Origin of the sequence: Serratia bockelmannii (genome assembly GCF_008011855.1) — a bacterium.
GTDB classification, from domain to species: domain Bacteria; phylum Pseudomonadota; class Gammaproteobacteria; order Enterobacterales; family Enterobacteriaceae; genus Serratia; species Serratia bockelmannii.
The window spans coordinates 1,033,728-1,060,114 of sequence record NZ_VOUX01000033.1 but is presented as its reverse complement, the minus strand read 5'-3'; the positions used below and the strand labels follow the sequence as shown (position 1 = coordinate 1,060,114).

Genomic DNA, 26,387 nt, shown 5'->3' with positions numbered 1-26,387 from the left:
GGATATGCAAGCCGGTAATAATTTCCGGCATGAAAAAAATTAACGCGAGTTACTTTCATTTTTTACACACGATATGCCAACGTCTTCGCGGTATGGCTTCTCCTTCACTACTGAATGATGCGAACGCTCTGCTCTATTCCGCGAAGAGTTTTGCCGCAGCGATGCTCGCATACTACATTGCACTGTCAATTGGCCTGGAGCGGCCTTCCTGGGCAATTATCACCGTGTATATTGTTTCCCAAACCTCCGTCGGAGCATCGCTGAGCAGAAGTCTGTATCGTCTGGTGGGAACGGTAGTCGGCGCGGGCATAACGGTATTAATTGTACCCACGTTCGCGAATTCCTCCGTATTTTGCAGCGTGATATTGACAGGCTGGATTACCTTCTGCCTCTATTTATCCTTGCTGGAACGCACGCCCCGGGCCTATGGTTTTGTCCTGGCTGGTTACACTGCGAGTCTGATTGGCTTCCCTGCGGTATCCGATCCTGGCGCGATTTTTGACATCGCTATCACTCGGATACAGGAAATCATGATCGGTATCTTCTGCGCGGCACTTATTCATCGCTATGTATTGCCCGCGCGCATCTCAGGCCAGTTCAACAGTAAATTGTCGCAGACGCTACTCGCGGCGCGACAGCGTATCGCAGAGACTTTAGCAGGCAAACCCGACGCTGCTTCCGGGCCGCTGCATATGGCACTGGCATTACAGTTCCTGCAGGGTATCAGCCATCATGTCCCTTATGATTTTGCGTTCTCTGTACCGGTCCGGCAAGCGAGAAAAAGGCTTCATGACAGGCTGGCGCGATTAGTCATTGTTAACTGTGAGTTACGCGACCGTTTAGCGCTGATAGCGACGATACCTGTCGATGTGCAAATTCTGCTGGGTGATGTTGAGGTCTGGTTGGCCTGCAAAGATGAAGGAAAATTCAAAAGCGAGGGTGAAGCGCTCAAAAAAAGCAGTGAAAAATTACTGCAGCGCTATTCAGTGTATGAGCTGACGCTTGAAGAAGCGCTGCGTGTAAGTTTTATGCGCTACCTGTTAGAGGCCATTGTCCTTGTGCAGCAGTGCTATCGTCTTTCGGACGCCATTCATCACGCGAAGCAGACGCCTGCGCAATCGGAAAAGAATACCGTGAGAGGGTATGTATTCCACCGCGATTCTCTCACTGCTGCCCGCACCGCTCTGGGCGCTTTCACCATCATTCTGAGCGGCTGCATGGTGTGGATTTTCTCGGCATGGCCTGATGGCGGTACGGCGGTTTCTATCCTTGGCGTTTGTTGCACACTGTTTGGCGGCTTCGATACGCCTGCCCCGCATATTGTGAAATACATTATCGGCTCCTTCTGGGGCGTTGTGATAAGCCTGATCTACAGTTTCGTTCTACTACCACAAGTCAGTGATTTTATCGTGCTGGTAACGGTTTTAGCTCCGATCTATCTGCTGGCTGGATCGCTCCAGGCCAGACCGCCTACCACGTTTATGGCGATGGGGATCACACTGACGCTGCCTATTTTGTGCGAGCTGGGTGCCCACTACAGCGGGGATTTTGCCGTGGCGGTGAATACCGCAATCGCACTATTTTCTGCAACTGGCTTTGCGGTATTCAGCATGGGCTTTCTGCAAACTGTACAGGCAGATGCGGCAATAAATCGCCTGCTTCAATTATGTCAGCGCGATATTAACCGCAGCGTGAAAGGTGTGCTGAATACTGATGAAACTCTCTGGATCAACCTGATGATCGATCGGGCTGCGTTGATACTGCCGCGTTTGCAGCGCAGCGGACAGTCACCGGAACGGGCACATCATTTGTTGTACGCCCTGCGCATAGGGCTGTGTGTAATGCGATTACGCCGATGTGATGCGCATGCGAACAAAGAAATAAAAGAAGTACTCACCCTTCTTACACACTCGACAGATATTGACACCTTACTTCAACGGATCGCCATTCTGACTGAGCGCAGCTTGAGCGTAACAGATGAACTATCGCGACATTATGTCGATCAACTGGTTGATCTTTACTGCGCATTAAGCGTTCAGAAAATGGAGCCTGCTAATGATCAATGATTTCAATATTGAGGGCGTTTTTGTACCCGGTCTGTTGGTAATTGCCCTCATTGCACTGACATGTACGCTATTTATCGTACATATCTTGTCATTCAGCAAGGGTTACCGCCGCTTGCCCTTTAGACCGATGATCGATTTTTCCGTCTTCATTATTACTTTTTACCTGCTGCTGCAGGGGCTGACCGAACTGGGGTTTTTTAAATGAAATCGTTACTTTCTCTACTGGGCCGCTACGTGCTGACGCTCAGCGCTGTGGCGGTGGCTACGCTTTTGGCTTTTATTCTCTGGAAACATTATGCGCAAACCCCCTGGACCCGCGATGGTCGAGTTCGTGCGGATGTGGTACAGATTGCGCCGGATGTCTCCGGACCGGTGCTGAATGTGGCCGTCCGCGATAATCAGTGGGTTAATCGGGGCGATGTGCTCTATTCCATTGACCCGCACTGGTTGAGGTTGGCCGTGGTCAGCGCACAGGCTGATGTTGAGGCGAAACGTCATGAAATGCTGATGCGCCAGGATGCGGCGAGACGACGCTCTCAGATTAAAGGGGTAATTTCCAGCGAGGATTTACAACAAACAGCCAGCGCAGCCAGCGTCGCTGCGGCTAATTACCACGGTGCACTGGCTGCGCTGGACCTTGCAGAGCTTAACTTATCGCATGCTATTGTTCGGTCTCCGGTTACGGGCTATGTCACACATTTGCGGCTTCGCCCTGGTGACTATGCCACAGCGGGAGAAACTAAAGTTTCCATCATTGATGCCCATAGTTTTTGGGTGGTTGGCTATTTTGAAGAGACTAAGTTGCAACATATCCGCACGGGAAATACTGCACACATTACGCTGATGGGATTTAAGCCGGTGATCACGGGTCATGTTGAGAGCATCGGACGCGGAATAGATGATAACAATGACGAGACCGGGGGGCTTGGCCTGCCTAATGTCGAGCCAACCTTTAGCTGGGTGCGGCTCGCGCAGCGTATCCCGGTTCGGATTCATATTGACAGATTGCCGGAGGGAATTGAATTGGTGGCTGGACTGTCTGCGAGTATATCCATCACACCATAATAAAAAGTATGGTCTCTATTGAGGATTTATGCAGAACTTAGGGATTGTCAGCTCTTGATCTATATGCCTGATGAGAATGTGTTTCTGTTAGAGTAATTCTGAGGTTTCGGTTATGAAAAACAGGAAAGATATTGTAAATGACTTAATTGTTTGGATAAACAAAAATATAGAGATGCCACTAAAAATTGATGATGTGGCTATCAAGTCCGGATATTCAAAATGGCATTTGCAGAGATTGTTTTTTTCTGAAACAGGGCAGAGTCTAGGAGGTTTTATCAGAGAGAAAGAATTATATCTTATTTTAGAAGCTGTTATCACAACAAATGAATCTTTGATAAACATCGCGATGCGATTTGGCTTTGACTCTCAGCAATCATTAACCAGGGCATTTCGAAAAAGATATAATGTCCCACCACACCGGTATAGAAAAAATGCCGTAAATATTAAAAGCAAGTCTTCTTTGGAGTAAGGTAATTACTCGTATCATAAGGTGAGCTTTTAAATCTTTAGTAACTATCTGGATTATGGACGGGGTTCATCTGGTAATCATGGTCTTAGTACCTCAGTTATAGATTTATTGAACGAAATGAAATCACTCATTTATTTCATTGAAAAGAATCTAAGTCTTCCTGTGCAATGTATGCTTTCGTGTTTTTGCATGTGTAATGTATTGGTAAGTAAATTCGTATTCATTAATTGGAATATAATTACGAGCCCATGTATGTATTTAATGATTGGATAAATTAAGGTTAATCTATTTCGTGCATTTTGGATTCGATCGAACCTATGCAATTCGACTAAACCCTCCTTTAATAAGGAGTGGCTTTAATGTATATGCGTGGTTGCGAGCATTTAAGTACTGTTTTGCTTTTACTTTTCTAATGCTTGATAATTGATGATATGTATTGATACCAGTAGTACAGAAATACAATGTCCCTTGAGGTGACAAGGAAAAAAGAGTCAAAAAAACTAATTATGTCCGTATTACTGATTTTAGAGTCCTTAATACGGACATTTGGGTTTGGTAAAATTCACTTGCGTCAATCCGACATTGATGTGGGGGAACCGCGTACGAGTGCAGTTTTTAACGTATCACCACTGAGCCTGTCGGTAATGCCTTCGTCAGATGCCCATTGTTCGAAAATAGATAGTAGTTTGTACGGTTTACTAATTAATGGACGGATGACTTCATTGTTTTTACAGGCCAGCCAGAAAAAACGAGATAGTGGTGTTGATATTCGCGTTGCAGATAATGAGGGCACTCTGCTATTGGTTATGATGTCAATGACTTTATCAAGTTCAGCATGTCGAATAACAAACCAGGCATCCCGAGGTAAAATATGAGCCGGGAAATACTCTTTCCCCAGGTAATTATTTATCCTCTTTGAGAATATCTCTTTATGTACATATGGTGAAATGTTTTTAGGGAGTTGCATAATTTTTTGTGTTATTCTTTCTTCCCATGTCATTTTATCGAATAGTTGAAATGGTTCTCCTTGTAAGCTAACTGTTATGCCATGATTAAAATCAATAGCTCCTGTTACAGGTAATGGTATTTTAAGAGATCGGGAAAGTAATTTTTGCACTAGAACATATTCATATCCAATCAATAGAGTGTCAATCACTCTCTCTGTGGGAATGATATATTTGCCAGTAGTGCTAACAATAAAATTATGTCCTTCAATAAACGCTTTTTTGTCAAGAAGGCATAAACGATTTATTGATGACATATCACATGGTCTGAGCCTTACTTTGTAGCTCGATCTCTGTATTTTTCGTAATGTAATTGGCGACTGAAAGTAAATAGAGAGATGAATGCTGCCATGTAATGCATGCCTGTAAATGTCACTTTTTTTTAATTTTCAGTCCTTTTTTATTTATCACTTCGACTGCTTCACGGATAGTCAGCCAGTCAGGCGAACTATAGTTTGTATTTGATAGTGTTTGTTTTTTTGACATAGTGGTTTTCCTCTATTTCTGTTTTTTAAAAAAAATACCATGAATTTTCCAGTGAAATTAATTTCATGGTGCGGGATCTATTACGTTATAATATTTGGATTATATTGATACGGGGGCTTCTTAGCGTTTCAGTCCCCCATATCCGGCCTCATATTTCGCAGTGATTGAAAAGAAGAACAAATATCAGGTTAAACTAATTCAATTCTCAAACATTATTTAAGTTGAATGGAAGACATTACATAAATCTGTCTGCTCCGCCTGATGCTTCAATTGTCTGTCCAGTAACAAACTGATTCCTCCCAGAAAGTAGGAACGTAGCAATTGCAGCAATATCTTCAGGAAGTCCAAAGCGGCCCACAGGCGTTTTCTCTTTACCCAGTAATGCCATTACCTCTTCGTCTGTTCTGTCAGCCAGTTCAGGACGACGATTGCGAACATTCGGTAGCATGTTCTGCGCCCAGTTATCCGTCGCGACAGCACCCACTCCGATCGCATTGACCAGAATGCCATCCGGAGCCACGCTAAGTGCTAAACTACGGGTCAGGTTGTTGATAGCGGCGCTCAGTGCGTGTGAGACGGTAAGTTGCGGATTAGGGTAGATACCGCCAATGGATGAGATATTGACAATACGCCCCCAGTTTCGTCTCTGCATCCCGGGGATGATTACCTTACAAAAACGTCGCATGGCGGAGAATTTGGTCTCAGTCATTATCTGCCAGTCTTCTTCCGAAGTGGTTAACAGCGTGCCCGCATGGGCTCTTCCGGCATTGTTCACCAGTAAATCAATACGCTGAAAAACTTTTTCCGCTTGTTCAACCACTAAAGAAGGTAGTTTGGGATCAGTCACATCCCCGGCAATAGGCAGCACCGAAACACCGTATTTCTCTGAAATTTTTTTCGCAGCAAGAATCAGCTCAGGTTCTCGTCTGGCCACCATGACTAAATGCACACCATTCACGGCCAATTCTTCACAAATGCTGAAACCAATTCCGGTATGGGCTCCAGTTACCAGAGCCACTTTTCCAGTCAGTTTTAAATCCATTTGTTGCTCCTCAAGTTAAGCACAGTCAATAACATGAGCAGTATTAGTAACAAATCTCTTTTTCAGGAGCTTGTGCATCAGAATTCAGATGTCTGAAAAAAGCGGTCAAAGAGTTGGGTGTCGCCTTTGCTTATACTCCAGACAATATTGAGTTTAGTGCCAGGAGTGGTCAATGCGTTCGGACAATCACGAGCTTTCTTCTACCAGGATTCTTATGCTGGGGATTATTTGTTGTATTGTTGTGGCTAATATTTATTTTAATCAATCTGTCCTGAATTTAATTGCCGGATCCTTTCCCAATGAATGGGGAGCTGTTTCTTTGATCCCCATGGTCACCCAGGTAGGCTATGCGGTGGGCTTATTCTTTCTGATCCCCCTTGGCGATTATATTGAACGTCAGTGGCTTATCCTGCGTCAAGCGCAGGTGCTTTTCCTGGCAATGATCGGCATGATGTTATCCCCAACGGCGACAGTGTTGGTGTTCTTCTCCTTCCTTACCGGGATGGCTGCAACAGTAGCTCAACAGATAGTGCCGCTTGCCGCCTCGCTCTCAAGAACTTCTGCACGAGGTAAAACCGTTGGTACGGTGATGAGCGGTGTCCTGGCAGGTATCCTTGCTGGCCGGGCTATCGGAGGCCTTATTGGTCAGTATTTCGGCTGGCGTGGCGTCTTTTTATCCGGCGCGATCATGACATTGCTGGCTATATTTTTCATCTTACGCATTTTGCCTACTCAGTCGTTGTCAACGCCAAAGTTTAACTATCTGGCGGTATTACGTTCATTAGGACTGCTGTGGAAAAACGAGCCGCAGGTGCGTGGTGCAACTCTTACACAAGCAATGCTGTTTGCCTCCTTCAGCGTGCTGTGGACCGTGCTCCCTTTCTGGTTAGCTCATCGCTACGATTACGGTGCAGGGATAACCGGCGCCCTAGCTGCTTTGGGGTTAATCGGTATTCTGTGTGCGCCTCTGGCGGGAAGTTTCAGCGATCGTTAGGGACCATTCCGAATGGTTGTTTTTGGTGTGATACTCATGCTGCTAGCCTGGACTGTTTTTTGGAGATGGAACAGTATTGTGGGTATGGTGGTGGGCATTCTACTACTGGATGCGGGTGAGCAATGTGTACTGATAGCTAATCAGCACACGATTTATTCTTTGCGTCCGGATGCCAGAAACCGTCTTAATACATTATTTATGTGCGTTATGTTTATTGGCGGAGCATGTGGCTCACTGACTGCCACCTGGTTATGGGAGACAACTCATAGCTGGGCGCTGATTTCTTCAGCAGGGGGCGGACTCGTGATCATGGGGATGTTGATAGCCGTAAAACGTAAATATTCAGGCCCCTATTCGGGCACATAGCGCAATAGCACTTCTTACATCCGTCGCATTGTCTGAGTCATCAACATCATGTAAAGCGTCCTGTATCAATTGTTTAGCAGCCCATTTTTCCCCGGCTTCAGCCTGCAATGTCGCCAATGAATAAGCAATACGGAGGGCCCAGCCATGAGCCTGTTGCTGACGCGCTTTGTCCAGGGCCTTCTCCAACAGCAGGCGTTGCTTCTGAGGAGGTAATTGAGTGGCAGAAAGACGCATCAGCTCAGGCGTGCACCAGTTTTCATGATCCTGGCGGGTGGCTCTCAGCGATAACCCGGTATCAATTTCTGACAACAAGGGGGAATATTGCCAATCTAATCCCATCGCCCGCAACGAGCTAAACAGTGTGGTTTGACTAACATCGGTATGACTGAACTGTTTGGCCCAAACAAGAAACAGCTCGCCGTATGTCTTCCAGAAATATAAATCATGCCTTTTTGCCAGATGAATAAGCCAGTTTGCGGCCTTTATAACCCAACGCGGATTACGATCCAGTGCTGCTGTCATACAAGCGCCTTCAGCCAGTGCACAGCAAAGAGAACAGACATGCTGCAAACGAGCGGCTTTTTTAACACCGCGCCATGCCATCTGTTTCGCGGCCTTATACTCACCCTGTAACCAGAGTAAACGAGACAGAAAGGCCTGACCGGCGCTCTCTTGATCAAGACCAAAACGGAAAGAGTGACTTAATTCGCCATGTTCATACCAGTCAAGAGATTGCTGGAGATAATCACGCCCGACATAATGACGCCCCAAAAAATGCAGGGATACACCGAGAATACGCAGCCCGGTTGCCATCGCCTCCTCGTCACTAATGGACCGTGCCAGCTCGCACATAGATTGCGCATGCTCAAGCGCTTTATCCAACTCGCCAGTACGCAGATAATACAACCATAATCCGTAATGAGCCTGTAAACGTATTTCTTTGTCGTCGAGCTTTTCTGCAAGTGCAAGCGCGGTTTTCCAGGCTGAATGTGTTTCAGGCGTAGGGCCTTTTGCCCAGGTTGACGCCTTACCTGCTACAGCGCTGAGATTCATTCTCTGGCGTAGCGTTAATACTACCCGAGAAGTATTTTCATAAAGCAAAGGATAGATATGGCGCTGACATTCATCGTAGAGTGAATATTCAATCCAAAAAGGGGTCATCGCTTGTAAGATCTCAAGCCCCTTAGAGGGAGCGGCCCCTTCAGCCAACGTTTGCTGTAATATGCTCCGCAAATCATTAAGCATATGGCTATAACGTTCACGCCACTGTCCCGTTGGCAGCATAAACCAATCACCTTGGGCCTCTTCTACCAGAACTTTATAATAACCGGTAAAACGGGCTTCAAGAACAGTATATTCACCCTGTTGCCTGAGTTTATCGCATGCGAACTGGCGCATGGTTTCCAGCAGGCGGAAACGGGTCTCTGGTACCTGAGTACTGACCTGAATCAGGGATAAAGACAGCAATCTTTGCAGATCGTCAACAACCTGCCAGCGATGCTTGTCTTTAATCAGCAGAAGGTCACTTACTGATTTCACACTGAACATATCGGTATAGATCCCCAGAGAGCAAAATAATCTTTGTTCACGAGTGTTGAGTAACTGATAAGTCCACTCCAGCGTGGTCAGTATTTTCTGATGTCTGGGCACCAGAGAGCTGTGCGTATTGCTCAATAGCTGGAAACGGTCTTCCAGTCGGCTATAGATCTCTTTGACACTCATGACTGGCAGACGGGAGGCCGCAAGTTCAATCGCCAACGGCAGACCGTCAAGATGACGGCATAACTCGCCAATCAACGACAGTTCGCTGGCTGATGGATGGAAATTATGTCGGTTGGCCTGCCCACGTTCGATAAAGAGGCGGACACTGTCAAAAGTCAGTAACTCGTGGGTATCAGCCTCTTCGCTCTCAGGAACTTGTAATGGCGGTAGTAGATATTGTTGCTCGCCGGCAACCTGTAACGCTACCTGGCTGGTCAACAACAGTTTTATATGGGGAGCCAGGCGCAGGAGCAACGTAATCACTGGTTCCAGTTCACTAATTACATGTTCACAGTTATCAATCAGCAGTAAACATCGACGCCGTGCAAGCTGTTGCCGTAAATCGGCATCATTATGAATGGCAGCTAATGGAAGATGGAGCGCTTGTGAAATAACAGATAGCAAGCTGGATGCTTCGGTGATATGCGCCAGTTCAGCCACACATATTCCATCAGGAAAATGCGAGTGTGTAAGGCTGACGACTTCCCATGCCAAACGAGTCTTACCCACGCCCCCTGAGCCTGTAACCGTCACCAGACGGTATTGATCCAATAAGGTGCATAATTCCTGCACAGCTTTATCACGCCCCAGAATCGATGCGAGAAAAGGGGTAACAGCGGGCTCAGGTATTTCTGATTTAGAGAGCGGTTTAGTTGGCAATTTGTTGATATTAAAGCGATAACCACAACCAAATTCAGTAATCAGTAGATGGCGGTCATGTCCCAGTATGCGGCGTATAGCAGAAATTTGTGCCTGAAGATTATTTTCTTCGACGATTTCATTTCCCCACACTTGAGTAAGTAAAGATTCTTTACTTACCGCTTTACCTCCAGCACTCACCAGAACAACCAGAACATCAAAAGCTCTGGCAGAAATTCTTACTGGCTTACCCCGATGTAACAGAATCCTTAGCTGTGGCCAGATTTGCCAGTCAGCAAAGTGAATCTCATCAATTGATATCATGGTGTTGAGATCTTCTGTTTTGAGCATCACGAACTCTCGGTATGGAGTAAGCCATTTCTAACGAAAGTGGTCATCAGAATCAGGCTACATGTTGAATGTGCTGCATCGGCGTATAACTATTCAATACCACTTTTACCGTTAATGATTATAAAGCCAATAGTGCTATGTGGCATAGCTTTGCGATCAAGCTGGTGATGAAAACTGAATTTCGACGAACGATCCACGCTGACAATAAGACGACGATTGGCATCCAACGAAGCGATCAAAGGCTAATTATTGCGATGCCGGTCAGCACCACCACTGCACCGGCAATCCGGCGTGCCAGATGATTTTCACGAAAAAGCCAGTACGAAAGAAGGGAGCCGACAATAATGGATGTTTCCCTGAGAGGAGCGACGAGTGCCAGTGGCATGCTCTGCATGGCTGTCAGTACAAGGATATAGGCAAGGGGAGAGCATACAGCAATGATAAGGATTGGGATGATATCCACACGTACAGCAGTTGGAATGCGATTTCGTCGCCGCATCGCACCAGGGGTAAGAATCAGACTCTGTAGCAGGAGTGTGCTGGCGTAGTAGCGCACTGGATCCAGGTGCAGAGAGATTACCGAATAACCGTCCCAGAGTGTATAGCCAGCGATGGCGGTGCCTGTCGCTGCCCCCCAAAGCATTCCCTGTAGTGGTCGGCTTCCGCTCCTGAACGGATTGCCGGTGACAACGAAAATACCAGCGATAACGATAAAAGCGCCGAGTAAAGCGCCTGGTGAAATCCGTTCTCCCATGAGAAGGGTTGCAAACAGTATCGTCAGAACTGGTCCACTTCCTCGGGCAATCGGATAAACAACACCCAGTTCGGCGCGCTCGTAGCCAGCCTGCAAGATTAGAGAATAAGCGATATGAAGTGCAGACGAGATAACTGCGCCGACAGCGAGTCTCCAGTCGAGTTCCTGTTGTCCCTCAACTATCAGAATGAGGCTGAACGGGACCCACAGCAATGATGAGGCACAGCTGTACGCCCAGACGAACACAAGAGTGTCTTCCCTCTTGTATTTTGAGGCTATATTCCATACTGCATGAGCTACCGCAGCAGTAAGAATCATTGCTACCGTGCTGAACTGCATCAGGACATATCGGGCAAATCAATACCCGCCCGTTCAGCCCGGCGACTTTGTTCTTTATCCCGCAGAGTGAGAGCAGCGACCAGCGTATCAATAACGACGAGCTGGGCCAGTCGACTCCCGGCAGCGGCCATCTGTGCCGGGAGTGGCATTCCGCCAACAACGAGCGAAACGTTGGCGAGTGTCGCCAGTGGGGTATCGTACTGGTTAGTTATTGCAATAAGCGATGCTCCTGCCGAGGATGCTGCATCAGCGATGGAGAGTGTGGATGATGTGCGCCCTGTTGAACTGACGACGATGATGACATCGCCTGGACCGAGTAGACGAGCAGCAATCATCGCTGATAAATAATCCTGGATACTGACGGTTATCACACCCGCCGTCCGCAAACGAAAGACCGCATCAGCGGCAACCGTCGCAGAGGGACCAGCACCAAATGCAAATACCTGGCGTGCGCTCTGGATTAAATCGACCGCCTCATCAAGTGCGGAGATTTCGATAGCACCGCTGAGCGCAGTCAGTGCGTCTACACCAGCACGAATTGATGTTTCCAGCACTGATGCCAGCGTCGCATCCGCTGTAAGAACTTCAGGCGGGGCAAAGAATTGGGCAGTGCCACGAGCCCGGGCAATCTCTATCTTAAGTTCAGTGAACCCGGTGAACCCGATCGCTCGTGCAGCGCGTATTACTGTCGGCGGTGATACACCAGCACGGGTGGCAACCTGTGCTGCCGTGCTTGTACCGACAAATAAAGGATCGACAAGCAGGAGATCGACAACTTTAGCCTCACTTGCAGCGAGGTCGCCGCTTCGGGCGTGAATGCTGCCAAGCCATTGCTGTAACCGCTGCTCACCTTCTGAAATTCTATTACCATTTTCTTTATTCATATGTAATATATTACATGTCCTTTGGGAAGGGCACAACCACCACGTAATTAGATTCTGTTGCAAGGAGTCCACATTCATGAACACTGAAATCAATACAGTTGTTGCTGTTTTAGGTCCAGGTGCCATCGGCACAACAGTCGCGGCGGCGTTACACGAAGTCGGCCGCACACCATTGCTGTGTGGACGTACTCCCCGCGATCGCCTGACCTTGCAAGATGGCAACCGCTTTATCACCGTACCCGGTCCGGTACAGACGAATCCGGCACAAATCACTCGCACGGTTGATCTTATCTTTCTGGCAGTCAAGTCCACACAAATCGACGCGGCAGCAGAATGGCTCAGGGCGTTGACTGGCCCGGAGACGGTTATATGCGTGCTCCAGAATGGGGTCGAACAGTTGGACAGGCTCGCTACGTACTCTCTGCCCGGACAGATCGTTCCCGCTGTCGTGTGGTTCCCTGCTCAAGCGCAGTCCGATGGCTCGGTACGCTTGCGTGGTGAGGCGCGCCTCAGCGTGCCAGACGCACCAGCTTCCCGTGTAGTGGCCGCAGCGCTGCAAGGCACGTGGTGCTCCGTAGATCTGGCCGCGAATTTCAGCTCCCTGGCCTGGCGCAAGCTGATGCAGAATGCGGTGGCTGGACTCATGGCACTCACGCACCGCCGCTCAGGCATGTTTGGCCGTGCTGATATCGCCAGGCTTACGCTGGCTTATCTGCAGGAATGCCTGGCCGTGGCACGTGCAGAGGGCGCTGAACTCGGAGACGAAGTGCCGCAGGAGATCCTCGATAAGTTCCGGGCGGCTCCTGCAGACATGAGCACCTCCATCCTCACGGATCGAGAAGCTGGCCGACCGCTTGAATGGGATATCCGCAACGGCGTCATTGCGCGTCGCGGCCGGGTTCACAGCATTCCAACGCCGATCAGCGACATCCTGGTACCGCTTCTTGCGGCTGCGAGCGATGGCCCTGGTTGATCTTAAAGCCGATGATTGCACTCTTACTTCTCTTCTTCGTCGCTCTCGGTGCCGGAGTACTCAGCGGTGTCGTCGGCACTGGCTCGTCGTTAATCATGCTGCCCGTCCTCGTCGCCACGTACGGGCCACGGATTGCTGTGCCTGTTATGGCGATCGCCTCCCTTTTCGGCAACATCGGACGGGTGATTGTCTGGTGGCATGAGATTCGTTGGCGACCGGTGTTTGCCTATTCGTTGGCGGGAGTTCCTGCGGCTGTTCTCGGGGCGCACACGTTACTTACGATTTCTCCTGGCACAGTGGAGGTATTCCTGGCAGCTTTCTTCCTTGCGATGATCCCGCTGCGCCGTCTCATCAGACGATCGAACCTCCACTTGAATCTCTGGCACATGAGTTTTGCCGGGGCGATTGTCGGGTTTCTGACCGGATTCGTGCTGTCCACCGGGCCGCTCAGCGTGCCGGTATTTACCGGGTACGGAATGAGTGGAGGCGTATTTTTGGGATCAGAGGCGGCAAGCGCAATCCTGCTCTACGCTGGCAAGCTAGCTACGTTCGGTATATCGGGCGCACTCGCGCAGCCTGTCCTCACACATGGACTTGCCATCGGCATCGCATTGTTCGTCGGTTCGATGATTGCGAAACGTCTCGTCCAGAAACTCCAGACGCATACGTTCGAGCTTCTCATTGATGCCGTTCTCGTCGCTGGGGCAGTAGGGATGATCCTTGCTCTCAAATGAAATGGCACGCCAGGGCTGACGGCGCAAGCGTGTTGTTGTTGTGTAACAGCTTTCTACAGGCAGCGACGGGTCGGGGTGGAGGGGTTGGCAAGCCATCAGAAATGAATAAAGCCGTACCAGGGTATGCTGATACAGCTTTTTGTTATTGGTCATGCAGCTTCGTTGTTTTTATCCCGCCCTGTGTTAAAAGGTGGTACGTATGCGACCCGGCATGTATCGATATAATCTGACCACCACTGCATCATCGCCTTGCGGGCTTCCAGATGCTCAGCCTTATGAATGTAAGCCAGACGCACGGTGTTGCGCTCCTGGTGACTCATCTGGCGTTCCACTGCATCCTGCGACCATAAGCCAGACTCCATCAGGGCACTGCATGCCATTGCCCGAAAGCCATGTCCGCAGATGTCCTGTTTCGTGTCGAATCCCATAAGGCGCAGTGCTTTATTAACCGCGTTTTCGCACATCGGCCTGTACGGGTTATGGTCGCCGGGGAAGACCAGTTCGTAAGCCCCGGATATTTCCTTAATCCGTTTCAGAATAGCTATAGCCTGCTGTGAGAGGGGCACGATATGAGCAGTGCGCATTTTTGCACCGCGCCCTGAATAACGCACACCCACAATGGCTTCGCGTGTGGCGGGTATCGTCCAAATTCTGTTTATGAAATCAATTTCTGACCAGCGTGCAAAGCGCAGCTCACTGGAGCGAATGAACAGATGCAGCGTCAGCAGGACAGCAAGCCGGGTCAGTTCACGGCCCTGATGATATGCTTCAATGTGTTCAATCAATTCAGGCAGCCGCTCCAGCGGCAGGGCGGGATAGTGGTGTCTCATGGGGGGAGCCGTCACGCCATCAAGATTTGCTGCCGGGTTGGTGTCGATAAATCCCTGATGGACCGCATGGCGCATGATGTTACTGAGGTGCTGCCGCGTGCGGGACGCGACTTCCAGCAGGCCCTTTTCCTCAATACCTTTCAGCAGGTCAATGAAATGATGGGGTTTAAGCTCCGTGACGGACAGATGACCAATTACAGGAAAGATATGGTTGTTCATGCTGGCAAGCAGACGGTCAGCGGTGTTCTGCGACCACTTTTTATTGTTTTTATGCCATGCCAGCGCCACTGTTTTAAACACCTTCTCTGGTGTGCAGGCTCTGCGTTCAGCAGCCCTCTGCTGTGCCGGGTTGATGTTCAGCGCCAGCATCTTACGGATACCTTCGCGCTGCTGGCGGGCATCAGACAGGGAGACGGCAGGATAGGCACCCAGTGCAATGCGGGATTCTTTGCCGTTTATACGATATTTAAGATACCAGTGACGTGAGCCGCCTGGTTTGATAAGAAGGTACAGACCGTTAGAATCAGAAACTTTGAAGGGTTTTGCGGATGGTTTTAAAGTGCGGATTTTTGAGTCGTTAAGGGACATTTGGGGGTCACTCCGTCATCGAACTAACCTGACCCCAGATTTGACCACCAATTTTTCCCGATGCGGAGGGTAAAATCAAAATGCACCGGGAAGAGTTTTCACGCTAACCTCTTGAATCAATATCAGATAAGGATTCGCAAAGATGCATGCAAACAGGAAATTGGCTCCTCTGACTGGGTCGCATTTGCGAGCATGGGGCTATTACAAAAACCAATATGACTAACTAGCAGTAATCCTTAGTTCTCGGGCGGAAGACGAAATGTCATGCTGTTTCGGCAGCAATCCATATAGATTCATAAATTGACATTTTAGCCTCCACGTCGGCAGCGGTGTTGGGAGCAGAGGTTCTACATCTTAAACTGAAGCATTTAAGAAACATTGGCTTCTGGCTGAGTCATTGCCACCGATAAATACCACAATGAGTAGCTACGCTACTTGTGACGTTTTCTACCCCCCAGGCTTCAACGCATAACGGTAGTCGCGTTACACCCATGGTTATGTCTATCTACAGAAGGGCGAACTGAAGCTTAAATTTTAGAATAACAATGTAGCTCTTAACTATGGCGCAAATATTGCATATTAAAATTAGATAGAATGAGACTATTTAGAATGTTAACGCGAAGATATTTTATAAAGGTTTTTTCATGACACATTTCACACTCAAGCAACTTAAATATTTCGTCACTGTGGTTGAGACCGAAAGCATCGCCGAAGCGTCACGCCAGCTGCATATCGCCCAGCCTTCGATTTCGGTCGCCATCAAAAACCTTGAGGACGCTTTTGAACAGCAGCTGTTCATTCGCCATCATGCACAGGGCGTATCGCTCACCTCCAGTGGGAGACGGTTCTACGAAAAAGCAAAGGAGTTGCTGCGGTTGTCCTATGAGTTTGAGCAAAGTTCACGCGCAGAAAATGAGCTGGTTTGCGGCACCATCGCCGTGGGTTGTTTTGAATCGGCGGCTCCGCTGTATATGCCCAAGCTGATTGCAGGTTTCAAAAAACTCTATCCGGAAATCAATATTCAGCTGTACGACGGTGAACAGCATGAGCTGATGCACGGTTTACATCGTGGCCGTTTTGACATGGCATTTCTCTACGATCTTGACCTGGACAACGCGATTCAGAAAGAACCGCTGAATGCGCCGCATAAACCCTATGCGCTGCTACCGGCGGCGCATCCGCTGGCGAAAAAAAGTGCGGTGACATTACAGGAACTGGCAAGCGAACCGATGATCCTGTTGGATGCGGTACCCAGCAAAAATTACTTTATCAGCATTTTCAAAGAGAATGGTTATTACCCTGAAGTGGCCTATAGCTCTCCGTCAATTGAAATGGTGCGGTGCATGGTCGGGCAGGGGCTGGGCTTTTCGGTGCTGGTGACCCGGCCCTGTTCGGATATGACATACGATGGGCAGCGCTTGGTGCAACTGGATATTATCGATGAAATGGCGGCATCGACGCTGATTATGGCTTATCTGCAAAATAATGAACCCACGCGGCCCACGCGGTTATTTATGGATTATTGCCGCAGTGTTGAATTAACTCCGGCCGTCAGCAGCCATTAAATTGTTACTCTACCCGTTGCGGGTAGAGCAAACGTCAGTTGTATTTAACGTAATTCAAGCCAGGTGGTTTTTAATTTGGTGAATTTATCAAAGGCATGTAAAGACAGGTCGCGGCCAAAACCCGATTGCTGATTGCCACCAAAAGGAACGGTCACATCCAGCGCATCAACGGTGTTGACCGACACCGTTCCGGCGTTCAGTTTGCGCGCCACACGATGTGCCTGATTCAGGTCGTCCGACCATACAGACGCAGCAAGGGCGTAAATATGATTATTCGCCAGTTCGATGGCTTCCGACTCATCATCAAAGACTTTTACCGCGAGCACCGGACCGAATACTTCATCACGCCATAAGTTAACGTTTTCGCTTTCAATCTCAATCACCGTCGGCAGGATGTAGTTAGCGACTGTCTCGATTTCGCGTTGCTCGCCACCCGCGCGCACAATACCGCCCTGAGTCACTGCGGTCTGAATAAAATCCATCACCTTATCTTTATGCGCAGTCGAAACCATCGCGCCCATCCTCGCATTGGGGTTAAGCGGGTGGTCAGGTTGCCAGCCGTGCAACTTCGTGATCAACTTCGCCATAAAGTCGGGATAGATCTTACGCTCAACTAATAATCTGGAGTTAGCTGAACAAACTTCACCCTGGTTGAAACAGATACCGAAGGCGGATTTTTCGGCGGCTAAATCGAGATCCTGGCAATTGGCAAAAATAATGTTGGCGCTTTTGCCACCACATTCCAGCCACACCTGCTTCAAATTGGATTGGCCGGAATAGGCCATAAAGGCTTTGCCCACCGCGGTTGAACCGGTAAAGGTCAGCACATCAACATCGTTATGCTGGCCCAGCGCAGCACCGGCTTCGATCCCCAGCCCGGTAACAACGTTTAACACCCCGGCGGGCAACCCGGCCTCCAGCGCTAGTTCTGCCAGTTTCAGTGCGGTGAAAGGCGAATTCTCCGAGGGTTTCAGGATCACACTATTTCCGGCTGCCAGCGCTGGGCCAATTTTCCAGGCGGCAATATCGAGGGGAAAATTCCACGGCACAATGGCGGCAACCACGCCGACAGGTTCACGGGTGATGGTTGCCAGGGTACCCGGACGGGTGGGGGCAACCTCGTCATAAATCTTATCGATACTTTCTGCGTACCAGGCCATCACATGAGCAGCACCAGGCACATCAACGTTATAGGCATCGAGCACCGGTTTCCCCATGCTTGCGCTTTCCAGCAGCGCCAGTTCTTCCCGGTGCTCCAGCATCAGCTCCGCCAGCCTGCGCAGCACGGCTTTGCGTTGCGCTAAAGGACATTCAGACCAGATACCAGAGGTAAATGCCTGGCGTGCTGAACGCACCGCAGCGTCAATATCCTCAGCCTGGCAAGCGGTGACGTCCGCTAACACTGCATTGGTGGCGGGATTCACCACCGCCCAGGTTTTCTCCGCTTTGGCGAAGTAAGGTTTACCCCCGATAAGGGCATGCGTGCTAAAGCGTTGTTGGTTCAGCAGACCTTGCCAGTAATCACGATTATGCATAAGCGTTCTCCTTATTCGTCTCGGTCTCAGCTACCGGCGTTCCTTGCAGGATCATGCTTGCCGCACGTTCGCCAATCATAATTGAAGGCGCATTGGTGTTGCCGCTGATAAGCGTCGGCATAATTGATGCATCTGCCACGCGCAAATTTTCCACGCCATATACCTTGAGAGTGTCCGGTGCGACAACACTCATTTCATCCCGCCCCATCTTGCAGGTGCCAACCGGATGGAAAACCGTGGCGCAATATTCTTTGACGTATTGATGCAGCTGTTCGTCAGTCTGGATATGTTTGCCCGGCAGCATCTCTTCGCCATGCAATGCATTGAATTCCGGCTGAGCCAGAATATTCCTTGCTACTTTTATCCCTTCCACCAGCACGCTGGCGTCATAAGGATCGGCGAGGAAATTAAAATCAATAGCGATCTGCCCATCACGCTTTAACTGCAACGCGCCGATCGACCGCGGACGTAAAACGCAGGTGTGAATCGCATAGCCGTGGCCCCATTCAAATAAACGGCCACGATGGCTGCGATAACCCGGCACAAAATGGAACTGAATATCGGGTTCATCGCTACTGAGTTTTGTCGCGGCAAAGCCACCGGCTTCAACATAATTGGTGGTTAGCCAACCTTTGCGACGAAAGAGATACTGGAAGGGGGATGTCAGGATCGGTTTCCAGGCGGCGAGGGAAAAACCAAGCGTCAGAGGGTTTCTGGAACGCACGGTGACCAGACCATCCAGATGGTCCTGAAGATTTTTGCCCACCCCGGGAAGAGGGTGCACCAGCGGAATACCTGCGGCCTCAAGTTCGGCAGCAGGCCCGATACCTGATTTCAGCAGAATATGCGGTGAGCCGATCGAGCCGGCCGAAAGGATGACTTCATGGCGGCAGAGAATTGACGTGGGTTGATCGCGGCCATGCTCAGTTATTCGCACGCCTTTGACCGCTTTGTCTTCAATGATCAACGTTTGCACGGTGCAGTCAGTCATCACGGTCAAATTGCTGCGCCCAATATGGGGATGCAAAAATGCACGATAGCATGATAACCGTTTGCCATCCTTTTGCGTGACGTTGTAAATGCCGACCCCCGCCAGCGATTTACCGTTAAAGTCGGTGTTCTCCGCTAATCCGACCCGCTTGCCCGCCGCGACAAACAGCGCTGATACCGGATTGGGATCGCGCGGTTTATCGACCAGTAATTCGCCGTTAAAACCATGATATGCCGGGTCCTGAGACAGCAGATTCTTTTCCGATCGTTTGAACCAGGGCAGGACATTATTCCAGCCCCAGCCCTCACAACCTTGCTGTTCCCAGCGGTCATAATCAGAAGGTAATCCGCGAATATAAATCATGCTGTTCATGGATGAGGAACCACCCAGCGCCTTGCCGCGCGGGACGTGGATTTGCCGTCCCCCCAGGCTTTTTTGTGGCGTTGAATAAAAGTTCCAGCTGAACTTTTTGCTTTTATACAGGGTGATGGTGCCCGCAGGCGTCTGGATACGCGGGGTTTCATCACGGCTACCGGCCTCGATAAGGCAGATCTTGAGATCTGCCTGCTCTGCAAGCCGGGCGGCCAGTACTGAACCTGCGGAACCACCACCAATAATGATGTAGTCATAGGTCTTGCTATTGTTCATAGTCATTCCGGTGATTATTTAGCAACAGAGGTTTGCGCCACTGCCTGAGTACGGCAGAGGAAATAATAAACAGGTGAGACGATGGCTAAACCAATAATCCAGGAGATGTCGGCACCACCTAACATATTTGCTGCCGGGCCGGTATAGATGGCGGTAGACATAAAGGGAATCTCGACGATGATGCCCAGCAGATAACAGAAAATGGCTTTTGAATTGAAGTAACCGTATATGCCACCGTCGCGACGGAAGAATGAAGCGACATCATAATTACCGTGGGCCACCAGATAGTAATCAACCAGGTTAATTGCCGTCCACGGCACCAGCACATACAGCAGCATCAGAATAAAGTTGGTGTAATTGACCAGAAAGTTTTCCTGACCATAAATCGCAATCAGCACTTCGATAAGGATGGTGACAATCGAAACCACAATGCGGGCGCCAGAAAGTGGCGACCATTTAGGCAGGAATGTCTGGCCGAGCGTCAGGGTGCAGAGCACGCCGCAATAGAGGTTCATTGCATTGGTCGCGGCAATGCCTAAGGCAAACACAATAATTACGGTGGAGGATAATCCGCCGGTCATATTCACAATGCCGGTGATTAAATCACCATCCACGATGCAAATAGAAACCAGAATGCCAAGAATCATCGGGAACAATGAACCCAGTACGCATCCCAGGTAGCTACACCAGAAGACACTTTTTTCGCTGATATCTTTTGGCATGTAGCGGGAATAATCGGATACATAAGGCGCATAGGCCAGCTGCCATAACGCGGCGATGGAAATGGCACCGAGGAATCCGCTGAGATTAAAGCCATTACGTGCGAGAAAATCAGTCGGCAGACCATGCACGAAAACAATCCACGCAAAGGCCGCGAGCAAAATAATACCGGATACCCACGACATCACCTTGGTGTAGGCATGAATCAGGTTATAACCGAAGGCACAGGCGACCAGGCTGAGTACCGCAGAAACCAGGATGCCGGTATCGGTAGAAACCGGTGCGTAGATGGCGTGCAGTGACTGACCGCCCAGCACCAGGTTCGATGCCAGAAAGCCGATATACATGATGACGACTAACGCCACCACCAGCACGGAACCATAAGAACCAAACTGGCCGCGGGTTTGCACCATCTGCGGCACACCTAATTGTGGCCCCTGCGCGGAATGCAATGCCATAAACAGCCCACCGGCAAGGTTACCAATCAATACGGCGAGGGTGGCCCACATAAAAGATAAGTGGAAAATACTCACCGCCAGCGCACCGGTAATCACGGTAAGCAACATGATGTTTGAACCAAACCAGATGGTAAAAAGATCCCGTGGCTTGCCATGACGTTCATGCGCGGGAATGGGCTGGATGGTGCTCAACTCTATTGTGGTTGCAACAGCATTATCTTTTGGGTTGTTTGTCATCATAGTTATCTCAACAAAGTCATTTGCAGGCTTGCCGCATGGCTGCGGTTATAACCACCCAAAAAATTGGGAGGGGTGAAAATAACGTTGATGGGATGTTGCAACAGTTGGCTATAGAGAGAAATGAAGAAAAATATAGCCAACTAATATAAAAAAAAGATGCAATCTCGCTTATGGATTGGCTGCCCCAAATTGGAACGTTAAAGAATGACAGGTGAGATATTTTTGAATCTAATTAACTATTTGATTATTAACATCTAAAATGCCACGTTCTGGCTGAATGCCTTATTTTGGTGCGCGTCTGCTCGTCACTGAAGCATCGTTGGCAATATTAAATATCGTCAATTTTGCAAAATTAATAAGTAAAAATGTTGTCTGTGAATCGCGTTAATTTGATTTATCTCAGCACCTTTTTATCTTGCCTGTGCAGAGCGGATGCGGCTTTAACAGGGCTTTGTATTTTATTTCGGCGGACAAGGTTGCCAGCAGGTTAAATATTTTCTATCCAGACGCTCACTTTATAATATTTTACCGCCTGCACGTGCTCCAATAGTCTTGGGTCCTTCTTAAGTGGTTAATCCCCTGCGTGATGCGGGATGAAGGACGTTGAAATGACATCATTAAAAACTGAAACAGATACGCTGATTATTGGCGCGGGTCAGGCGGGGGTTGCCATGAGCGAACACCTGACGCGTCTGGGCATTCCGCATCTGGTAGTGGAGAAAAATCGGATTGCCGAATCCTGGCGTAGTCGTCGCTGGGATTCGCTGGTTGCCAACGGTCCGGCCTGGCATGACCGCTTTCCGGGGATGGAGTTTCCCGGCTGCTCACCTGACAGCTTCGTGGCGAAAGAACAGGTTGCCGATTATTTTGTCAGCTACGCCGCCATGAACCAGTCACCGATTCATACTGGCGTCGAAGTGTTAAGCGCTGAACGCAATCAGGGGCGCAGTGGTTTCACCGTCACCACCTCCGCAGGCGTGATCAATGTGCAGCGTATCGTGGCCGCTACCGGTCCTTTCCAGCGTCCGGTCATCCCGGCGATTGCTCCTCAGCATAGCCAGGTACAACAGCTGCACTCGGCAGACTATAAAAATCCGCAGCAGCTGCCGCAGGGGGGCGTGCTGGTGGTTGGTGCCGGTTCTTCCGGCGTGCAGATTGCTGATGAGCTGCAACGTGCCGGTAAGCCCGTATGGCTGTCGGTGGGACCGCACGATCGTCCACCACGTTCCTACCGTGGCCGGGACTTCTGCTGGTGGCTTGGGGTACTCGGTCTGTGGGATGCCGCAGCCAGCCAGCCGGGCAAAGAGCATGTCACCATCGCCGTCAGTGGCGCACGCGGTGGGCATACCGTCGATTTCCGTCGTCTGGCGGCGCAGGGCGTTAACCTCGTTGGCCTGACTGAAAGTTTCACCGCTAACACCGTACGTTTTCAGGATGACCTGGCGGTGAATATTGCGCGCGGCGATGCTAATTATCTCGCATTGCTGGATGCTGCTGACGCGTATATCGACCGTAACGGTCTTGATTTACCGCCTGAACCGCAAGCACGTGAGTTCCTGCCAGACCCCGCCTGCGTAACCCATCCGCAGCTGTCACTTAATCTGGCCGAAGCTGGCATCACCAGCATTATCTGGGCGACGGGCTACGTGGCCGATTACAGCTGGCTGAAGGTTAATGCCTTTAATGACCAGGGCAGACCGCAGCATCATCGTGGTGTTTCCAGCGAGCCTGGCGTCTATTTTCTCGGCTTGCCGTGGTTGTCACGTCGTGGTTCCACCTTTATCTGGGGCGTCTGGCACGATGCCAAATTTATTGCTGACCAGATCGCTATCCAGCGCCAGTACCAGCATTACCGCGCTCCCTCTGACTCGCTTTAAGGAACTGTTATGCCTACTCATCAACGTATTCGTATGTTCAACACCAAAGAAACCTATCCGAATCAGACGCTGGACAACGATCTCTGCCAGGCGGTACGCGCTGGTAATACCGTCTACGTGCGCGGCCAGGTCGGTACCGATTTTGCAGGCAATCTGGTCGGGCTGGGCGATCCCCGCGCTCAAACCGAACAGGCGATGAAAAACCTCAAACAGCTGCTGGAAGAAGCCGGTAGCGACCTGAGCCATATCGTGAAAACCACCACCTATCTTACCGATCCACGCTATCGCGAGCCGGTTTACCAGGAAGTGGGCAAATGGCTGAAAGGGGTGTTTCCGATTTCAACTGGTCTGGTGGTTTCGGCGCTGGCACAGCCGCAGTGGCTGATGGAAATTGATGTGATTGCGGTGATCCCGGATGACTGGGAGGCGAAATGACGCTTTCGATTGCCGCACGCTGTGCGGAGTCCGGCCAACTCGGTATCGCCATTAGCTCGTCGAGCATTGCCGTCGGCGCGCGTTGCCCGTGGCTGGTGGCCGGAGTGGGGGCGGTATCCAGCCAGAACATTACATTACCGGCACTGGGGCAGCAGATTCTGGCGCGGCTGGAGGCGGGGTTAGCGCCGGAACAGGCACTGAAAAGCGCGCTGGCAGAAGATCGCTTTAGCGAGTATCGCCAGGTGACTGTCATTGACGCCAGCGGTCGCAGCGCCGCCTTTAGCGGTGACAAGACGCTGGGTATTTATCATGTGGTGCAGGGCAAAGAATGCGTGGCCGCAGGCAATATGCTGGCGGAGCAAGCGGTGATCGCCGCAATGGTGACGGCTTTTGAAGCCACCACCGGTGAACTCACCAGTCGTCTGATTACGGCGTTGCAGGCGGGGATCGACGCTGGTGGTGAGGCGGGGCCGGTGCATTCTGCTGCCGTGAAAGTAGTCGATGATTACACCTGGCCGCTGGTGGACCTGCGCGTCGATTGGGCAGAAGAAAACCCATTGGCAGAGCTGCACAAGTTGTGGCTGGCGTATGAACCGCAGATGCAGGCTTACGTCACCCGGGCACTGGATCCACGCGATGCCCCGAGCTATGGCGTACCCGGCGATGAGTAACGCGGTACGCGACATCCTCGCGGCACTGCTGGCGTTTGATACCACCAGCCGCGAATCCAATCTGGCGTTGATTGCCTGGATTGAAGATTTTCTGGCGCAACGGGGTATCGCGTCGCAACGCATCATGGATGACAGCGGGCGCAAAGCCAATCTGTATGCCCGGCTGGGACCGGGCGGTGACGGCGGGGTGATGTTGTCCGGTCATACCGATGTGGTGCCGGTCGATGGTCAGCAATGGACGCTGCCGCCGTTTGCCCTGACACAACAGGAAGGGCGCTACTATGGCCGTGGCAGTGCCGACATGAAGGGCTTTCTGGCCTGCGTGCTGGCATCGCTGGATAACTTTCTGACCCAGCCGTTGCGCCTGCCGCTGCATCTGGCTTTTTCCTATGATGAGGAAGTGGGCTGCCTCGGGGTGCGCAGCATGGTGGACTATCTGCGCGCGTCTGCGGAAAAACCCGCCATGTGTATCATCGGCGAGCCGACAGAAATGCGCCCGGTGTATGGACACAAAGGCAAGGTGGCGATGCGTTGTCAGGTGCATGGCCGCGCCTGTCACTCGGCCTATGCACCCTCTGGCGTCAATGCCATCGAATACGCGGCCAGGCTTATCAACCAGCTGGGCGCAGCGGCGCAGCAACTGAAGCAGATCGAGGATGCGCGTTTTGATCCCCCCTATAGCACGCTCCAGACCGGTATGATTCAGGGCGGCAGCGCGCTGAACATCGTGCCGCAGGATTGTCAGTTTGATTTTGAAATCCGCTATCTGCCGGGCGCTAATGTTCAGGGTGTGATGACCGAGGTCGAGCTGTTCTCGCAACAGCAATTGTTACCGCAAATGCAGGCGGTGGCAGCCGAGAGCGCGATCCGTTTTCAGCCGCTGAGCTACTATCCTAGCCTGCTCACCGATCCGCAATCGCAATTCGCGCAGTGGCTGGCGCAATGGAGTGGCAGCAATGATTTCTCAACCGTGGCGTTTGGCACCGAAGGGGGATTGTTTGATGAAGCGGGGATTGCCACCCTGATTTGCGGGCCAGGCAGCATGGCGCAGGGGCATAAGCCGGATGAGTTTATTGCTATTGAACAAGTAGAACACTGCATGAGTATGCTGGTAAATTTATGTAAATGGATGCGTACAGTTCCTTTAAAATGAAACAGTCAATAGTTAGTTAAACCTAATGAAGCTAACCGTAAAAACGGCTCTGGTAAAAAAGACCTCAAAACACCGACCGGTAGTTTTGAACTGGCACCACCGCGTGATCGCAACGGCACGTTTGAACCGCAACTGGTAAAAAAGCACCGGACCAAACTCTCCAACGGGATAGAACGTAAGATCATCCGCCTGTTCGCTCTGGGGATGAGCTATCAGGATATCGGCCGGGAAATTGAGGATTTATAAGCGTTAAGCGTGTCCAGCGCCACCATCAGTGCGGTCACCGATAAAGATATCCCCGAATTTAAACAGTGGCAGCAGCGACCCCTTGTGAAGGTCTATCCTTTTGTCTGGTTGGATGCCAGTCACTACAAAATCCGCGAAGAAAGCCATTACCAGAGCTAGGCTGTATATACCGTTCTGGCACTGAATCTGGAAGGCAAAAAAGAAGTATTGGACCTGTATCTGTCGGAAAGTGAAGGCGCTAACTTCTGGTTATCCATACTGAGTGGCATGCAAAACCGTGGCGTTGAAGATATCCTGATCGATTGCGTGGACGGACTGACCGGCTTCCCTGAGGCGATTAACAGCATTTATCCACAGACTGAAGTGCAACTGTGCGTTATTCATCAGATACGCAACTCGATCAAAGACGTGGCATCGAAGTATGAATAGACCCGGGTTTCGTAGACACTTTTTTGCCTCATAATGGAGTGACCCCGAGCCCATAGACAAAACTGACCTATATT

Annotated in this window: 21 protein-coding genes and 2 pseudogenes; 14 read left to right on the top strand and 9 right to left on the bottom strand. The window is 50.3% G+C overall.

Annotation, left to right across the window (positions count from 1 at the left end):
* Positions 1-29 precede the first annotated feature (29 nt).
* The 4 genes from FOT55_RS21540 (at position 30) to FOT55_RS21525 (ending at position 3,600) form a co-directional block, all read left to right on the top strand.
* A complete protein-coding gene (locus tag FOT55_RS21540) occupies positions 30-2,066 on the top strand; it encodes an FUSC family protein (protein ID WP_032754817.1) in 2,037 nt (678 codons plus the stop codon).
* Positions 2,056-2,271: a DUF1656 domain-containing protein gene (locus FOT55_RS21535; protein WP_032754814.1), complete on the top strand. Its 216-nt coding sequence runs from the start codon at positions 2,056-2,058 to the stop codon at positions 2,269-2,271. The genes FOT55_RS21540 and FOT55_RS21535 overlap by 11 nt, the downstream gene beginning before the upstream one ends.
* A complete protein-coding gene (locus tag FOT55_RS21530) occupies positions 2,268-3,131 on the top strand; it encodes an efflux RND transporter periplasmic adaptor subunit (RefSeq protein ID WP_032754812.1) in 864 nt (287 codons plus the stop codon). Before FOT55_RS21535 ends, FOT55_RS21530 begins: the two co-directional genes overlap by 4 nt.
* Before the next feature lie 112 nt (positions 3,132-3,243).
* Entirely contained in the window at positions 3,244-3,600 is a 357-nt protein-coding gene (locus tag FOT55_RS21525) for a helix-turn-helix domain-containing protein (RefSeq protein ID WP_048762578.1), read from the top strand.
* A gap of 571 nt (positions 3,601-4,171) precedes the next feature.
* Here FOT55_RS21525 and FOT55_RS21520 read toward each other — a convergent pair.
* Together FOT55_RS21520 and FOT55_RS21515 are read right to left on the bottom strand one after the other, a co-directional pair.
* Positions 4,172-5,090: pseudogene (locus tag FOT55_RS21520) on the bottom strand (hypothetical protein).
* Positions 5,091-5,325: 235 nt separating this feature from the next.
* Positions 5,326-6,132, bottom strand: coding sequence for an SDR family NAD(P)-dependent oxidoreductase (locus FOT55_RS21515; protein WP_016530710.1), 807 nt, complete (start codon positions 6,130-6,132; stop codon positions 5,326-5,328).
* Positions 6,133-6,304: 172 nt separating this feature from the next.
* On the opposite strand from FOT55_RS21515, the gene FOT55_RS21510 reads away from it, so the two are divergent.
* Together FOT55_RS21510 and FOT55_RS25640 are read left to right on the top strand one after the other, a co-directional pair.
* Positions 6,305-7,126 carry an MFS transporter gene (locus FOT55_RS21510; protein ID WP_227952978.1) on the top strand — a complete coding sequence of 274 codons (822 nt, stop codon included), beginning with the start codon at positions 6,305-6,307 and terminating at the stop codon, positions 7,124-7,126.
* A gap of 12 nt (positions 7,127-7,138) precedes the next feature.
* Complete coding sequence (locus FOT55_RS25640) at positions 7,139-7,492, top strand: MFS transporter (RefSeq protein ID WP_227952981.1); 354 nt, start codon at positions 7,139-7,141, stop codon at positions 7,490-7,492.
* On the opposite strand, the gene FOT55_RS21505 is transcribed toward FOT55_RS25640, so the two are convergent.
* The 3 genes from FOT55_RS21505 to FOT55_RS21495 all read right to left on the bottom strand — a co-directional run bounded on the left by FOT55_RS21505 (position 7,469) and on the right by FOT55_RS21495 (position 12,220).
* Complete coding sequence (locus FOT55_RS21505; protein ID WP_048762579.1) at positions 7,469-10,243, bottom strand: winged helix-turn-helix domain-containing protein; 2,775 nt, start codon at positions 10,241-10,243, stop codon at positions 7,469-7,471. The two genes, FOT55_RS25640 and FOT55_RS21505, sit on opposite strands and share 24 nt — an antisense overlap.
* 235 nt (positions 10,244-10,478) lie before the next feature.
* On the bottom strand, positions 10,479-11,336 hold the full coding sequence (locus FOT55_RS21500; RefSeq protein ID WP_032754802.1) for a DMT family transporter: 858 nt from the start codon (positions 11,334-11,336) through the stop codon (positions 10,479-10,481).
* A complete protein-coding gene (locus tag FOT55_RS21495; protein ID WP_004899254.1) occupies positions 11,336-12,220 on the bottom strand; it encodes a MurR/RpiR family transcriptional regulator in 885 nt (294 codons plus the stop codon). The genes FOT55_RS21500 and FOT55_RS21495 overlap by 1 nt, the downstream gene beginning before the upstream one ends.
* A 76-nt stretch (positions 12,221-12,296) precedes the next feature.
* On the opposite strand from FOT55_RS21495, the gene FOT55_RS21490 reads away from it, so the two are divergent.
* Together FOT55_RS21490 and FOT55_RS21485 are read left to right on the top strand one after the other, a co-directional pair.
* On the top strand, positions 12,297-13,193 hold the full coding sequence (locus FOT55_RS21490; protein ID WP_032936819.1) for an oxidoreductase: 897 nt from the start codon (positions 12,297-12,299) through the stop codon (positions 13,191-13,193).
* A gap of 11 nt (positions 13,194-13,204) precedes the next feature.
* Entirely contained in the window at positions 13,205-13,927 is a 723-nt protein-coding gene (locus FOT55_RS21485; RefSeq protein ID WP_040206044.1) for a sulfite exporter TauE/SafE family protein, read from the top strand.
* A 149-nt stretch (positions 13,928-14,076) separates the two neighbouring features.
* Here the strand turns inward: FOT55_RS21485 and FOT55_RS21480 are convergent, their stop codons facing one another.
* Positions 14,077-15,345 (bottom strand): tyrosine-type recombinase/integrase, encoded by a 1,269-nt coding sequence (locus FOT55_RS21480; protein WP_048762580.1) that lies wholly within the window; start codon positions 15,343-15,345, stop codon positions 14,077-14,079.
* A gap of 644 nt (positions 15,346-15,989) precedes the next feature.
* Here FOT55_RS21480 and FOT55_RS21475 point away from each other — a divergent pair.
* On the top strand, positions 15,990-16,910 hold the full coding sequence (locus FOT55_RS21475; protein ID WP_040206036.1) for a LysR substrate-binding domain-containing protein: 921 nt from the start codon (positions 15,990-15,992) through the stop codon (positions 16,908-16,910).
* Between the two features lie 44 nt (positions 16,911-16,954).
* Here FOT55_RS21475 and FOT55_RS21470 read toward each other — a convergent pair whose 3' ends face one another.
* The 3 genes from FOT55_RS21470 to FOT55_RS21460 are packed head-to-tail and all read right to left on the bottom strand — an operon-like array spanning position 16,955 to position 21,502.
* Complete coding sequence (locus FOT55_RS21470; protein WP_048762581.1) at positions 16,955-18,445, bottom strand: aldehyde dehydrogenase; 1,491 nt, start codon at positions 18,443-18,445, stop codon at positions 16,955-16,957.
* Positions 18,438-20,084 carry a GMC family oxidoreductase gene (locus FOT55_RS21465; RefSeq protein ID WP_082144862.1) on the bottom strand — a complete coding sequence of 549 codons (1,647 nt, stop codon included), beginning with the start codon at positions 20,082-20,084 and terminating at the stop codon, positions 18,438-18,440. The genes FOT55_RS21470 and FOT55_RS21465 overlap by 8 nt, the downstream gene beginning before the upstream one ends.
* A 14-nt stretch (positions 20,085-20,098) precedes the next feature.
* Positions 20,099-21,502 carry a purine-cytosine permease family protein gene (locus FOT55_RS21460; protein WP_012541188.1) on the bottom strand — a complete coding sequence of 468 codons (1,404 nt, stop codon included), beginning with the start codon at positions 21,500-21,502 and terminating at the stop codon, positions 20,099-20,101.
* Positions 21,503-22,110: 608 nt separating this feature from the next.
* On the opposite strand from FOT55_RS21460, the gene FOT55_RS21455 reads away from it, so the two are divergent.
* The 5 genes and pseudogenes from FOT55_RS21455 to FOT55_RS21435 form a co-directional block, all read left to right on the top strand.
* Positions 22,111-23,379 (top strand): flavin-containing monooxygenase, encoded by a 1,269-nt coding sequence (locus FOT55_RS21455; RefSeq protein WP_012541189.1) that lies wholly within the window; start codon positions 22,111-22,113, stop codon positions 23,377-23,379.
* 9 nt (positions 23,380-23,388) lie between these two features.
* Entirely contained in the window at positions 23,389-23,814 is a 426-nt protein-coding gene (locus tag FOT55_RS21450; protein ID WP_012541190.1) for a RidA family protein, read from the top strand.
* The gene (locus FOT55_RS21445; protein ID WP_012541191.1) at positions 23,811-24,485 is read left to right on the top strand and encodes a DUF1028 domain-containing protein; all 675 of its coding nucleotides are present in this window, start codon (positions 23,811-23,813) and stop codon (positions 24,483-24,485) included. The genes FOT55_RS21450 and FOT55_RS21445 overlap by 4 nt, the downstream gene beginning before the upstream one ends.
* A complete protein-coding gene (gene argE, locus FOT55_RS21440) occupies positions 24,478-25,638 on the top strand; it encodes an acetylornithine deacetylase (protein WP_012541192.1) in 1,161 nt (386 codons plus the stop codon). Before FOT55_RS21445 ends, argE begins: the two co-directional genes overlap by 8 nt.
* Positions 25,639-25,650: 12 nt before the next feature.
* Positions 25,651-26,307, top strand: a pseudogene (locus FOT55_RS21435) (IS256 family transposase); the annotation flags it as partial.
* Positions 26,308-26,387 lie beyond the last annotated feature (80 nt).

Excerpts from the sequence above, each read along its gene's own strand:
- FOT55_RS21540 (WP_032754817.1), top strand. The coding sequence starts at position 30 with ATGAAAAAAATTAACGCGAGTTACTTTCATTTTTTACACACGATATGC.
- FOT55_RS21535 (WP_032754814.1), top strand. The coding sequence starts at position 2,056 with ATGATCAATGATTTCAATATTGAGGGCGTTTTTGTACCCGGTCTGTTG.
- FOT55_RS21530 (WP_032754812.1), top strand. The coding sequence starts at position 2,268 with ATGAAATCGTTACTTTCTCTACTGGGCCGCTACGTGCTGACGCTCAGC.
- FOT55_RS21525 (WP_048762578.1), top strand. The coding sequence starts at position 3,244 with ATGAAAAACAGGAAAGATATTGTAAATGACTTAATTGTTTGGATAAAC.
- FOT55_RS21515 (WP_016530710.1), bottom strand. The coding sequence starts at position 6,132 with ATGGATTTAAAACTGACTGGAAAAGTGGCTCTGGTAACTGGAGCCCAT.
- FOT55_RS21510 (WP_227952978.1), top strand. The coding sequence starts at position 6,305 with ATGCGTTCGGACAATCACGAGCTTTCTTCTACCAGGATTCTTATGCTG.
- FOT55_RS25640 (WP_227952981.1), top strand. The coding sequence starts at position 7,139 with ATGGTTGTTTTTGGTGTGATACTCATGCTGCTAGCCTGGACTGTTTTT.
- FOT55_RS21505 (WP_048762579.1), bottom strand. The coding sequence starts at position 10,243 with ATGCTCAAAACAGAAGATCTCAACACCATGATATCAATTGATGAGATT.
- FOT55_RS21500 (WP_032754802.1), bottom strand. The coding sequence starts at position 11,336 with ATGCAGTTCAGCACGGTAGCAATGATTCTTACTGCTGCGGTAGCTCAT.
- FOT55_RS21495 (WP_004899254.1), bottom strand. The coding sequence starts at position 12,220 with ATGAATAAAGAAAATGGTAATAGAATTTCAGAAGGTGAGCAGCGGTTA.
- FOT55_RS21490 (WP_032936819.1), top strand. The coding sequence starts at position 12,297 with ATGAACACTGAAATCAATACAGTTGTTGCTGTTTTAGGTCCAGGTGCC.
- FOT55_RS21485 (WP_040206044.1), top strand. The coding sequence starts at position 13,205 with ATGATTGCACTCTTACTTCTCTTCTTCGTCGCTCTCGGTGCCGGAGTA.
- FOT55_RS21480 (WP_048762580.1), bottom strand. The coding sequence starts at position 15,345 with ATGTCCCTTAACGACTCAAAAATCCGCACTTTAAAACCATCCGCAAAA.
- FOT55_RS21475 (WP_040206036.1), top strand. The coding sequence starts at position 15,990 with ATGACACATTTCACACTCAAGCAACTTAAATATTTCGTCACTGTGGTT.
- FOT55_RS21470 (WP_048762581.1), bottom strand. The coding sequence starts at position 18,445 with ATGCATAATCGTGATTACTGGCAAGGTCTGCTGAACCAACAACGCTTT.
- FOT55_RS21465 (WP_082144862.1), bottom strand. The coding sequence starts at position 20,084 with ATGAACAATAGCAAGACCTATGACTACATCATTATTGGTGGTGGTTCC.
- FOT55_RS21460 (WP_012541188.1), bottom strand. The coding sequence starts at position 21,502 with ATGATGACAAACAACCCAAAAGATAATGCTGTTGCAACCACAATAGAG.
- FOT55_RS21455 (WP_012541189.1), top strand. The coding sequence starts at position 22,111 with ATGACATCATTAAAAACTGAAACAGATACGCTGATTATTGGCGCGGGT.
- FOT55_RS21450 (WP_012541190.1), top strand. The coding sequence starts at position 23,389 with ATGCCTACTCATCAACGTATTCGTATGTTCAACACCAAAGAAACCTAT.
- FOT55_RS21445 (WP_012541191.1), top strand. The coding sequence starts at position 23,811 with ATGACGCTTTCGATTGCCGCACGCTGTGCGGAGTCCGGCCAACTCGGT.
- argE (WP_012541192.1), top strand. The coding sequence starts at position 24,478 with ATGAGTAACGCGGTACGCGACATCCTCGCGGCACTGCTGGCGTTTGAT.